13 protein-coding genes are annotated in these 12,797 nt (G+C 38.1%); 12 read left to right on the forward strand and 1 reads right to left on the reverse strand.

Annotated features, from left to right (window positions below; all coding sequences use genetic code 11):
* Nucleotides 1-135 precede the first annotated feature (135 nt).
* Nucleotides 136-738 (reverse strand): YdcF family protein, encoded by a 603-nt coding sequence (locus tag IPP32_17640; GenBank protein ID MBL0049909.1) that lies wholly within the window; start codon nt 736-738, stop codon nt 136-138.
* A gap of 362 nt (nt 739-1,100) precedes the next feature.
* Between IPP32_17640 and IPP32_17645 the strand changes: the two genes are divergently transcribed.
* The 12 genes from IPP32_17645 (at nt 1,101) to IPP32_17700 (ending at nt 12,795) form a co-directional block, all read left to right on the forward strand.
* Complete coding sequence (locus IPP32_17645) at nt 1,101-2,078, forward strand: YitT family protein (GenBank protein MBL0049910.1); 978 nt, start codon at nt 1,101-1,103, stop codon at nt 2,076-2,078.
* 132 nt (nt 2,079-2,210) lie between these two features.
* Nucleotides 2,211-3,476, forward strand: a complete 1,266-nt coding sequence (locus IPP32_17650) for a hypothetical protein (GenBank protein MBL0049911.1) — start codon at nt 2,211-2,213, stop codon at nt 3,474-3,476.
* A gap of 232 nt (nt 3,477-3,708) precedes the next feature.
* Nucleotides 3,709-5,313, forward strand: a complete 1,605-nt coding sequence (locus tag IPP32_17655; protein MBL0049912.1) for a glycosyltransferase — start codon at nt 3,709-3,711, stop codon at nt 5,311-5,313.
* Nucleotides 5,310-5,480, forward strand: a complete 171-nt coding sequence (locus tag IPP32_17660; GenBank protein ID MBL0049913.1) for a hypothetical protein — start codon at nt 5,310-5,312, stop codon at nt 5,478-5,480. Before IPP32_17655 ends, IPP32_17660 begins: the two co-directional genes overlap by 4 nt.
* Nucleotides 5,444-6,487 carry a cellulase gene (locus IPP32_17665; GenBank protein MBL0049914.1) on the forward strand — a complete coding sequence of 348 codons (1,044 nt, stop codon included), beginning with the start codon at nt 5,444-5,446 and terminating at the stop codon, nt 6,485-6,487. Before IPP32_17660 ends, IPP32_17665 begins: the two co-directional genes overlap by 37 nt.
* A 671-nt stretch (nt 6,488-7,158) precedes the next feature.
* Nucleotides 7,159-8,073, forward strand: coding sequence for a protoheme IX farnesyltransferase (gene cyoE, locus IPP32_17670; GenBank protein ID MBL0049915.1), 915 nt, complete (start codon nt 7,159-7,161; stop codon nt 8,071-8,073).
* Nucleotides 8,074-8,076: 3 nt separating this feature from the next.
* Nucleotides 8,077-8,667 carry a heme-copper oxidase subunit III gene (locus IPP32_17675; protein ID MBL0049916.1) on the forward strand — a complete coding sequence of 197 codons (591 nt, stop codon included), beginning with the start codon at nt 8,077-8,079 and terminating at the stop codon, nt 8,665-8,667.
* 55 nt (nt 8,668-8,722) lie between these two features.
* Complete coding sequence (locus tag IPP32_17680; protein ID MBL0049917.1) at nt 8,723-9,445, forward strand: cytochrome c oxidase subunit 3; 723 nt, start codon at nt 8,723-8,725, stop codon at nt 9,443-9,445.
* Nucleotides 9,446-9,487: 42 nt separating this feature from the next.
* On the forward strand, nt 9,488-9,919 hold the full coding sequence (locus IPP32_17685; GenBank protein ID MBL0049918.1) for a cytochrome C oxidase subunit IV family protein: 432 nt from the start codon (nt 9,488-9,490) through the stop codon (nt 9,917-9,919).
* Nucleotides 9,920-10,032: 113 nt separating this feature from the next.
* Entirely contained in the window at nt 10,033-10,629 is a 597-nt protein-coding gene (locus IPP32_17690) for an SCO family protein (protein MBL0049919.1), read from the forward strand.
* Between the two features lie 29 nt (nt 10,630-10,658).
* On the forward strand, nt 10,659-11,066 hold the full coding sequence (locus IPP32_17695; GenBank protein ID MBL0049920.1) for an AAA family ATPase: 408 nt from the start codon (nt 10,659-10,661) through the stop codon (nt 11,064-11,066).
* A 67-nt stretch (nt 11,067-11,133) separates the two neighbouring features.
* Nucleotides 11,134-12,795, forward strand: a complete 1,662-nt coding sequence (locus tag IPP32_17700) for a hypothetical protein (GenBank protein MBL0049921.1) — start codon at nt 11,134-11,136, stop codon at nt 12,793-12,795.
* Nucleotides 12,796-12,797: the final 2 nt, after the last annotated feature.

Genomic DNA, 12,797 nt, shown 5'->3' on the forward strand with positions numbered 1-12,797 from the left:
TATTTACGTTTTGGAATACCCTTCCCGCTAAGGAAACTTATCGAATTAAGTATTTAGCAGCTTAACATTCGCTATAAATAGCTTTGTAGCTTTTATGAAAATCGACTAAATTTCTAGTTCGCAATACTTAGGGTGCTAATAAAACAATAGCTCCCATTGTACTTTCATTCGGGCCAATGCTTCGTACAAATAAAATTTATAATTCATTGTTTTATACTCACCTGCTGAAAAGCCAATTGGATGTAATCCCATTCTTTTTGCAACAAATAGCGCACGTTCCAAATGAAGTCGTTGACTTATAATTACAACACTATCCCCTTCATATTTTTTTGCATAGTTAAGTAGGCTTCGAAATGTGCTATTACCATTATTATCAAGCACAATTGATTTTGCCGGAATGCCTTTTTTAAGTAAAAAATCATTCATGTCTTCGGGTTCATTATAATAGGGGCGTTTTATTTTTCCGCTGCAAACAATTCGCAGCAATTTATTTTTTGAGTTGAGTTTTACACATGCATTCATGCGGTTAGAAAAGGTTGTATTTTGCCATTCTCCCAAAGGAGAATTTCCGGCACCGAGTATTAAAACATTATGGTAATTCCCCAGCCTACTGAGTTCAGTATGAATGTTACTACGGTTGCTAATTGAAATAAGAAAATAGTTTACTACTATAAAACACACTAGAAACAACGGTAGTATTAACACAAGAAGCAACAAACGATTAAGCCATTTTTTCATTTCCTGCAATATTACGCAAGTTCGACCGCTTGATAAAGTTTATCTATAAGTGCAAGTTTTTAAAAACAGCCAAAATCCCTATTCCCAGTGGGCTATAGTTATAAAATCAAATTCGAATGGGCAAAAATTATTTTTCAAGCGCAAGGATTTTATTATTTTTAGAGCATGGAAAATTCCCCACCAAAAAGATATTTTACCAGGGCTTGGCTTAAGAAGATTGGCTGGATAGGTTTTTTCTTTTTCCTTATCAAAGGTCTTGTATGGCTTGCCCTTGCTTATTATATTGCAAAGTAATTTGATGGTGTTAAGTATTGATTTTCTAATCAGTAACTTTACAGCTCTTACACAAAACCCCACACCGCATGAATCCCATTCTTTCGCAACTCATAATAAATACAGCACAAAGAGCAAAGAAAAAGAATCGCATTAAAAGAGATACGTATTCCTCCTTTGAGCTTGCAAGAGCATACCGTAAATTAAAATTAGAAGCGATTGAATTAACGAAAGATTTTTTTTTGATTACCCTAGGTATATTTTCGGCAGCGTTTGGCTTAGAAAGTTTTTTACTTCCCAGTAATTTTATTGATGGCGGCGCAACAGGAATTGCATTACTGATTTCAGAAATAAGCAAGTTATCCCTTTCATTTTTATTAATCCTTATAAATATTCCATTCTTGTTTCTTGGATTTAATATCATAGGGAAACAATTTGCTGTAAAAGCAGCACTTGCCATTGGTGGACTTGCAGTAGTTATAGCAACCGTTCATTTTCCAAGCATTACGCATGACAAATTACTTGTGGCCTTATTTGGTGGATTTTTTTTAGGTGCGGGAATTGGATTAACCGTGCGTGGTGGTGCAGTGCTGGATGGAACCGAAGTATTGGCAATCGCGCTTAGTAGAAAACTTGGTACCACCATCGGCGATATTATCATAATCATAAATGTGGTGGTTTTTTCATCCGCAGCATATTTTCTATCAATTGAAACTGCACTCTATTCGATGATTACTTATTTAGCAGCTTCAAAAACCTTGGATTTTGTAATTGAAGGAATTGAGGAGTATACCGGTATAACGATTGTGAGTGCGCACTTCGAAGAAATTCGTGTAATGATTACTGATGAACTGCGCAGAGGGGTTACCGTTTACAAAGGACGTAGAGGCTTTGGCTCACATGGGCACAATAAGGAAGTAGATATTATTTACACGGTGGTAACGCGATTAGAGGTGAATAAAATTAATACCGAAATCGAAAAAATTGATCCCAATGCATTTGTGATTATGAGCAGCATTCGGGATACCAAAGGGGGCATGATTAAAAAAAGAGCTTTTAAACATTAATTAATTTATTGCAAATACCGATACAATAATCTGCTTAGCCCATTTCTTTTCTTCACCTAACAAATCAAGTGCACCTTCACTGCACAATCAGTAAAAGAATTTATTTTAGCTGCTAGAATAAATTCAAAATTTATGGCGCGCACACTTTGGATTACCCTTATTTCTTTATTTTTTTTTAGCAACAATTTGTTAGCTCAGCTCGATACAACTGAAACTGCCCGTCAGTTGAGTTATATTCATAAGTACGCTGAAGCTGATGCACTGCTTACTGCATTCGAAAAAACACATCCCAACGATATTAATGCTGTACGATTACATGCACAAATTTTATATTGGATGAAAGATTATTCTGCTGCGCTTAATTTGTGTTCCTCTTATTTGAAAAACAATCCTGAATGGCATTTTTTAAAATTAGATTATGCCCGAATGCTTTATGAATTGCAGCAGTGGAAAAAAGCGAAAGTCGTTTTAATTGAATACCAGGTCGCTGGAAATTCAAACATTGAAGCAAAAAATATGCTTGCTACAATTGCCTATTGGCAAGGTAAAACCAAGACCTCTGAAAAACTTTTTAATGCTGTATTAAATTATTATCCAACAAATGAGTGGGCAAAAAACTATTTGAACGAAATCAAAAATGCCAAAGCGCCTTATGCAAAATTAACATCGTGCTACAGCAGCGATACTCAACCCATGTCGGCCTTGCATGCAGGCATTGAAACTGGTGTTTATCGTTCGCATTTGCTTGCGCCTAAATTTACTATGGAATGGCAAAAAGCTGATTCCGGAAATAGTTCAGCAACTGGCTACTCCAGCGAAATTTCGAACAAGTTTTTCTTTAGTGGCATAAAAACAGAAATTCAATTAAGTGCTGGAATAGTGACCCCATTGGCAACAAATTCAATACATGGCATAGGAACTATTGAGGTAAAAAATCAGTTCCACAAAAATTTTTCTATCTCGCTCTGCGTTGCACGAAAAAACTATCAATACACGCTTTCCAACTTTAGCACTGCCATCATGTATACAGATTATGCCGCAACAATTTCCTTTTTCAAAGAAAAAATAGGCAGTGGCAAAACAGCTTATACGTTTCAGCAATTCGACGATAACAATTCTGTTCAACAGTATTATGCCTGGTTGCTTTCACCTGCGCTTCGCCTTTCAAAATTTGAATTTTATTTGGGATATAATTTTAATTACTCGAGCAGCCAATACAATCGCTATAATTTAACCACAACGCCTTTGCAAGCCATTGTGCAGTTTGACGAATCCGGAAAAATACCGGCTGCATACTCACCCTATTTCACTCCACAAAATCAACAGATACACTCCCTCCTGGCAAATGTAATTTTTACTACCGGCAAAAAGACAAGTATTGCATTAAATGCAAATTAAGCAGTAGATGCAAAAGCGGAAAGCCCTTATCTCTATTTTGATAACAATGAAAACAATAAGTTAATAATTGTGCACGATTACTATTCGCAAAAATATTCCCCTCTCGAATTAAGTGCAAACCTCAAGCTTAGGCCAACAATTAAGTTCGCGATAGAGTTAACTTACAAATACCAAAAAGCATTTTATTTTGAGCAACATTCCGCCTTCCTTAATTTGACTTATCGATTTATTAATGGCAAAGGACGATAAGAACTTATGGACTTTTCGTGAGGCGAAAAAAGTTAGCCCAATGGCTCGCTTCCTGCTAATTGTGCTGGTAATTGCAGGCTTTATTTCCGTGATAAGGCTTGCCAACTGGTGGTTTCGAGAAGAACACGTTGCCAATTTGGGATTATTTATTTTATTGTCGGCAGTATTTTGGTATGGGATTCTTCGCTTGCTACTAATTTGGACGAATTACCTGGCTGTAAAAAAACCTGAACCTATGCCCACTCCTGCTGGATTGCGAGTTGCCATTTTTACAACCAGCTCTCCCGGTGAGCCCCTTAGCATGTTCGAAAAAACATTAGAAGCTTGTGCAAATATCACCTATCCACATACTACCTATTTGTTAGACGACACACAAAATCCCGAATTTAAAGCTTGTGCCGAAAGGCATGGTGCAGTGTGGCTTGAGCTTGTAGGATTGCCGGGTGCAAAAGCAGGAAAGGTAAACAAAGCACTGTCGTTAACTACCGAAGAATTTGTGTTGGTATTGGATCCCGACCATATTCCCTTTCCCAATTTCTTGGATGAGGTGCTTGGATTTTTTAACGATGAAAAAGTGGGATATGTGCAAGTAGCACAAGCCTATTACAATCAATACCGCTCCTTCACCGCAAAGGGAGCAGCACAACAAACATATGGCTTTTACGGACCTACTCAAATGGGATTATTTGGAAGAAACTGTGCCGTTGCAATTGGCGCAAATTGCACCTTTCGGCGGAAAGCATTAGAATCAGCAGGTGGTCACGGAATTGGGCTGGCAGAAGATTTAATTACTGCCATTCGTATTCATGCCGAAGGATGGAAATCCATTTATCATCCGGTAATCGTGAGCCGTGGATTAGTTCCCGAAGACTTTGGCTCCTTTTGTAAACAACAATTAAAATGGGCGCGTGGCGTGCATGAAGTGTTGTTTGCTGAAGTGCCCCGGCTTTTTAAAAAACTATCCTTCTGGCAACGCATATCTTATAGTACAATTGGAACTTACTATTTGGTAGGTACAACAACACTCATTTATATGCTCATCCCGTTTTTGTATTTGCTATTTGGGGTATTGCCGGCCAATATGCGTTTTATTGAGTTTATTGAATTCGGAATTCCAGTTACACTTATTTCCATTTTAATTTATCTTTATGTGCAAATTTGGATGTGTCATCCAAAGGTAGAGCGCGGCTTGCACTGGAATGGGATAATTTTAAAATTTGCCACTTGGCCGGTTTTTTTCTTAGGATTTTTGCTTTCTTTAGTGGATGGTGAAATTCCATACATACCCACAGCCAAGCAAGCTGTAACAGGTAAAGTATCGCCCTTTGCACGACCATTGCTGGCACACATTTTACTTTTTGTAATAACCGTTTTCTACACGTTGTATCAGCGAAGATACATTGTTGCCGAAACCACTTTGGTAAAAACAGCTGAGCAAACCTGGGGCATGATTGCTTTTGCAAGTATTTCAGTTTTACTAGCTTTTGGTGGGATGTATGCTGTAATAGAGTCTAAAAGGCTTAGCGCAGAAGATCCTTGGGAAAAGATTGATGTATCCAAATTAGAATCAAAAAGGAAAGAATCATGACAAAATTCAAATTAATTACCTACCGCATTGGCATTACGGTTGCAGCAATTGCACTCGGAATTTTTCTGGTGTTATTACTCACCTACATGGGACAAAATCATCCGGTCCAATTGATGATGCTTTCACAGCCATGGGAAATGGTGTGGCTACCATCGAACACAAATTAATTTTGAATGAACGGGAAGATACACGCACCAAAACATTGGCTTGGTTTAACTCTTACCGCAACGATGCTGAAAAGTTGGCCAATTCAGATAAACTCCTGTTTGGGGCCTATGACGATGACTTTTCTGAATCCTATCAAAGTGTGGTAAACTTGGAAGATTCATTGGGTACACATTTTCCGGTAATTCACATTTATACCGCTTGGGGTAGCAAGCCCGAAGAAGAATTTCCAATGACTCAAACTAAAGCCATTTTGGATATTGGCTCAGTTCCGGTAATCACTTGGGAGCCCTGGTTGGCTGATTTTGATAAAGCCGATTTTCCTAAGATTCCGGATGTGGACAAGCGCGATAAGAACGGTTTAAAATCAATTGCCAAAGGCGATTACGATGCCTATATTACTACATGTGCAGCAGCTGCAAAAGAGGTTGGAAAATTATTTTTTGTGCGTTTGGGCCACGAAATGAACGATCCATATCGCTATCCATGGGGCCCACAAAACAATAAACCTATTGATTTTATTCATGCTTGGCAGCATGTGGTGAGCTTATTTAAAAAAGCAGGTGCCACAAATGTTATTTGGATTTGGTCGCCGCACCCTGCTTATGCAAACTATGATGCCTATTACCCGGGCGATGGTTACGTGGATTGGGTGGGTGTTGGAACCTTGAATTATGGTACTGTAGCAACTTGGAGCAAGTGGTGGAGCTTTGATGAAATTTTTGGAAATTATTATGCACAACTTTCTAAATTTAAAAAGCCCATTATGATTACTGAATTCGGAAGCTTAGGAGTGGGTGGAAACCGCGCTAAATGGTACAAAGATGCCTTAACAGATATGCCTATAAAATATCCTGAAATAAAATCGGTCATCTTTTTTCACTGCAAAAATGATAATACCACTACTTACAAAGCACTCGATTGGTATATTAAAGATGATACACTAACCTTAAGTGCAATTAGAAATGCGACACATAATTTTTCGCCTTTGATATTGTCGCGGGAGTAAGCCAATTTTGCGAAAACGAATAAGTACGCTGCATATTCGCTCAAATCTTGCGAGTATAAGCTATTCCCAAGCCTCCGACTACTTCAAATTCGCTCGCATCTTGTGAGTGTAAGCTATACCAAAGCCTCCGGCTACTTCAAATTCGCTCAAATCTTGCGAGTGTAAGCTATACCAAAGCCTCCGGCAACTTCAAATTCGCTCGCATCTTGCGAGTGTACGCTATACCCTTGCCTCCGGCAACTTCAAATTCGCTCGCATCTTGCGAGTGTAAGCTATAACCAAGCCTCCGGCAACTTCAAATTCGCTCGTATCTTGCGAGTGTAAGCTATACCCAAGCCTCCGGCAACTTCAAATTCGCTCGTATCTTGCGAGTGTAAGCTATACCCAAGCCTCCGGCAACTTCAAATTCGCTCGCATCTTGCGAGTGTAAGCTATTCCCAAGCCTCCGGCTACTTCAAATTCGCTCGCATCTTCCGAGTGTAAGCTATTCCCAAGCCTCCGGCTTAATACTTACCCCATTTAAAAACGACAAAAATTAAATAAAATCCAAATTCATAACCAAATACTACACATCATCTCAATAATGAAAATACGTTCATAAATTCCCTTTGCACCTTCGGCAAATTATGCCTAAAATTGCACCCGCAAAAAAATCCAAACTTTTATCCACAATGAGTGAATCAAATCCTGCCGGTACGCAAGATTTAACAGTTGAGAGTCCAGTAATAGCCACAAGTAAAATTGGTGACTATGTGATGTTTGTAAAACTGCGTTTGGCAACTTTGGTGGTTATGTCGGCCGCTATTTGCTTTATGTTGGCTTCCGATGTAATCGATTTTCAAAAACTTGGTTTTTTAATTCTGGGTGGTTTCTTAGTGACTGCATCCAGTAATGGATTCAATCAAATTATTGAACGTAAGCTCGATAAATTAATGAATCGCACTTCCAATCGACCACTTCCCACAGGAAGAATGAGTTTGAATGAAGCTTATGCCATAGCAATCATTACCGGTGTGGTGGGAATTGCTATTCTTTGGTTTTTTATGAATCCATTAAGTGGATTATTAGGTACCTTGGCTTTGTTTCTGTATGTCGTGGTGTATACACCTCTAAAATTAAAAACTCCCTTTGCTGTATTTGTAGGAGCTTTTCCGGGAGCTATTCCTCCGATGTTGGGATGGATTGCTGCAACCAACAACATAACTGCCATCGAACCTTGGATACTTTTTTCGGTGCAGTTTATGTGGCAGTTTCCACACTTTTGGGCCATTGCCTGGGTGTTGGATGACGATTACAAAAAAGCTGGTTTCCGCATGTTGCCTTCTGCCGGAGGACGTGATAAAGCGAGTGCATTTCAAGTATTGGTGTATACCTTATTTTTAGTTCCTATTAGTTTAATGCCTATTTTCTTTGGCATTTCAGGAAGTATTTCAGCAATTATTATTACGCTTTGCGGCGTGCTTTTTTCGCTTCAAGCAATTAAATTATTTCGCACGTGCACCTTAAAAGCTGCGCAACAACTCATGTTTGGCTCCTTTGCTTATTTGCCTTTGGTGCAATTGGCCTTATTATTTGATAAAGTATAAACAATGAATAGCTCCTACGCTTTGAATTACAACGAGAAACAAGAAATCCGAAACAAAACCGCCAAACCCATGCTTTATATTGCCATTGGCAGTATGGTAATGCTTTTTGGCGGATTAACCAGCGCTTATGTAGTGCGACATGCCGAAGGAAATTGGCTAAAATTTGAAATGCCGCAGGCTTTTTATTTCAGTACTGCGCTTATTTTATTGAGCAGCCTTTTTATTAACATGGCGGTAAGTGCTGCTAAAAAAGACAATTTTGCAGGAGTTCAACGCGCACTTGGAATAACCTTTTTACTTGGCCTTGCATTTATGATATGTCAATTTATGGGATGGTCGGAATTAACAAGTCAAAAAGTTTTCTTTGCAGGCAAGGATAGCAATGCTTCCGGCTCCTTTTTTTATGTGTTAACCGGTTTGCATTTAGCCCATTTATTTGGGGGAATGCTTTATTTATTGGCTGTTAACATTCACGCGTTGAAAAAAAAGTATTCTGCTCAAAACTATTTATCCTTGCAGCTTTGCGCTACTTATTGGCATTTCCTTGATGGATTATGGATATATTTATTCTTTTTTTTAATCTTTATTAGTTAAACTTGCAAAAAAAATTTAAAGGCTATTTTAAATCTATAAAACTTTAAACTGAACTATGTCGCACGATGCAGCTTTAAACAAATCAAAACCGGATTGGAACGGTGGCGTTTCTCCTTTCGGTGTGAGCTATGGAAAAATGTACATGTGGTTTTTCCTTATTTCCGATGCTTTCACCTTCTCAGGATTATTGTCCGCATACGGATTCATGCGTCACAAGTATTCCGACTTTTGGCCAAATCCAGGTAAAGTATTTACCCATTTCCCTTTTTACGAAGGACATATTCCCTTGGCGTATGTAGGATTAATGACCTTTATTTTGATTATGAGTTCGGTTACCATGGTATTGGCTGTTGAAGCCGGACATCGTAACGACCGCAAAGCTGTAACCCGTTGGTTATTTTGGACCATCATTGGAGGATTAGCTTTCGTTGGTTCACAGGCTTGGGAGTGGTATCATTTCATTACCGGAACCGAGCACGGTGCGATTCGTAATATTTTGGTGGATGGGGTTTGGAAAGACACTTTGGTGCATGGCGCTAATTTATCTTACAATGAATATGGCTTACCTGTGTTTGGAGATTTCTTTTTCTTTATTACCGGATTTCACGGATTCCACGTATTCAGCGGTGTTGTAATTAATTTTATCATTTACCTAAATGTTGTAAATGGTACCTACGAAAAAAGAGGACATTACGAAATGGTTGAAAAAGTTGGATTGTACTGGCACTTTGTGGATTTAGTTTGGGTGTTTGTATTTACATTCTTCTATTTATTATAAGTCTAAAACAAAAAAATAACACATAACTAATACCAAAAATTTATGTCAGAATTTAACGATAATTATCCTCAATACGAGCTTATGGCTCACCATAGCGAAGAAGACGGAAAAAAGAAAAGGCGCAAACTTTGGAATGTGTTCTGGATTATGTTAGGCATTACCTTAATCGAATTAGTGGTAGGATTTTATAATACACACTTTTCCGATATTGCTTTAAAAGTAATATTCATCGGATTTACAATTGTAAAAGCAGGTTTTATTGTGCTTTCTTTTATGCACTTGGGAGATGAAGTAAAAGCGTTTAAATATGCCGTACTTGTGCCTTTTTGTGTATTTATTATTTACTTGGTTTTTATTGCCGATTTAGGAGAAGGTCCTTACGCAAAAAAATACCGTATGGTAATGGATAAAAATGTAACCGAACACGCTAATGATGCTGAACATGCCGAACATGGCGAAGCAGCTCACGAATAAATAATCCCATTTAAATGCCAGAGAACAGCAAAATTTCCGCAAACCTCAAGCGGGTTTTGCTGTTTTCCATTTTTATAATACCCACCGTCTTGTGTTTTGCGTTCTATATCTTTATGATTCGCAAACCCTTTCTTGAAAATCCATCAGGACTCTATAAAAAACTGAATTACTACGGTACAAAAGTATTAGCTGCGAATGGCAAGGATACAGTATATGCTTCCATTCCTGATTTTAATTTTGTGAACCAAGATGGCGCAGCGGTAACCGAAAAAACTCTTGAAGGCAAAATGTTTGCTGCAGCATTCATCTGCACCACTTGTTCAACTTCCTGTCCAAAAATTGCAGCACAGTTTTTTCGCATGCAAAAAAAATTAAACTATCTAAAAGCCTTTACAGTAATAGCCTTTAGCGTTAATCCTGTAATGGATACTCCCGAAACCTTAAAAGAATATGCACGCATGGTGCACGCCGATCCGGGGTATTGGAATTTACTTACCGGAAACCGAACTGATTTAATGAAAATTGCGCGTGAGGGTTTCGAAATTCAAAATGCAGACTCAACTTTAGTGCATCAATCCACCATCTATTTAATAGATAAAAAACGACACATCAGAGGTTCCTATGATGGCACCAGTACTGAAGAAGTAAATAGATTGATTGATGAAGTGAAGGTACTCGATGCTGAATACCGCGTAGCAAAACGGATGTAATTTTTGCTTGAAATTAGTTACTAGTAAAAATGGACAAGGCGCTCATACTTCTTCGAGGCGTTCCCGGCAGCGGCAAAACAACGCTCGCAAATCTGCTTTCTGAAAATGGAAAGTATCCTGTGCTTTCAATCGATGACTATTTTACAGATGCCGGAAGTGGAGATTATACCTTCGACTACAAAAAAAATCACCTTGCTTATGCTGCTTGTCAAGAAAAAACAGAAGCAGAAATGCTGAAAGGTCATGCTAAAATATTTGTGGACAATACGTTTATTTTTGATTGGGAAATGGAGCCCTATCATGCTTTAGCAAAAAAGCACCGATATACCTTATTTTGCATGTTGGTTGAAAACTATCATGGCAATAAAAACACACATCACATCAGCGACGAAGATGTTGTAAAAATGGCTGCTAGATTAAAAGTCAAATTATTTTAATTTCGCTTCCTGCAGGCAACTAAACAGCTTGCTGATTTTTTAATCCAAAATTTCATTTCAACCTAAGATGTTAGCCCTTGCCTTGCACTTTATTGCGCTGCTTTTCTTGATTGGATGTTTGGGCATTTTAGGAAACAGTTTACTAAACCGATTTAAGCAAAATGAATATACTCCAGCGAGTCAGCTATTTCTTTCGTGCTTAATTGGAACTGTAGTATTTACAACTGTTATAGCATGTTATTATACAAACTTTAAATCCATCCTTCTTCTTTTTACACCCCTATTCTTTTACCTTATTTTATCGCGTTCCGAAAAATCTAATACCGTACTTCCTGTTGAAAAAACTTCCCTTCGCTCCTTCATTTTAGCAAAGGGTATAGCCCTCTTTTGTGTCCTTGCACTATTATTTGGGTGGTATGTTCGTTTAGTTTTGGATGAAAATTTTCAATTGAGTGTACCTGCCAATCCCGAAAACAGTTTGTACGCCCAATTTGCGAAAGTGATTGCAAACACCGGAGTTGAAAACACATTTGGCATTGGATTTTTATCTAACTCTTCGCCACCAACGCTATCACCTTATCATTATTTTGATTTATGGTTCACCGCAGGAATAAGTCATCTATTGGATATTACCGAATTGCAAGCGATTCATTTTTACACCTTGCCACTGTTTAACTTTATAGCTGTGCTTGGAGTGCTTGCTCTTGGTGAGATATTTTTTAAGTTAAGGTATTATCATGTTTTCTTCGCCTTACTATTAATGGGTTTGTGCGCATGCTATTTCTTTCCTGGAGCCGAGGGGTTTGGGCGATTTCAATTCGACTTCACCGAAAACACACTTAGTTTGTATGGCGAAAAATTAAGTGTAGCCTTTGTTTTTTTGCTTGCATCGCTTGTGCTCTATTTGAAAAAAAACCGTGTAAATGCTATTTTACTTCTCACCCTAACTGCATTTTTATATCCTAGCTTCTTGCTTCCATTTAGCTTGGGCATCCCCGCATTTTGCTTCCTCCTGTTATGGAAACAAACTATTTCATTGCGCACCTTGTTAATGTTGCTGCTTATTCATCTCAGTTTCCTTGCCTTGTATTATTTATTTTATAGCTTCAACGGTGCAAGCGGAATTTCACTGGCCAATGCAAGTGATTACAAAGGATTTAATTTAGGCTCCTTTAAACTGCTTTTTGCGGAATTGGTTTATCGCTCTTGGGCCAAACCTTTCCGTACCATTCTTATTTATTTACCTTATGTTTTGGTAGTATTGATAAGTCTTCGCAAGAAGCAATTGCAACATCAATTATCAGAATTATTGTTGTTAGCGGGCTGCTTATATCTGGGTTCCCTGCTTTCATGGGCTTCCTTTTACAAACTGCCTGAAGCCTGGCAAATGTATACCAACTCACTTATTTTTATTCATCTGGTATTTATAATTTTCATGCTTCGGGACGTGTTTTCTCTTGAACCTTCTTTGAAAAGTTATCTAGTTAAATCCGCTTTTTGCATGCTCCTAATCACCTCACTATTTTTTGCAAACAAAGGATTGATGCTGGCCAAAAAACAATATTCCTATTCATCTGAATTTTTAAAAGCCATCGATTCGTTGCACCTTTCGTCAAACGAAAAATTTACGGTGGGCTATATTTTAAGTCCGGAAGATTGTCATTACAGAATGGAATTAATTAGCGGTGGGATGACTGGTTCCTATTTGCAACGTGAAAAAAATACCTAGGA

It is taken from the genome of Bacteroidota bacterium, from assembly GCA_016721765.1.
Taxonomy (GTDB): Bacteria; Bacteroidota; Bacteroidia; order UBA4408; family UBA4408; genus UBA4408.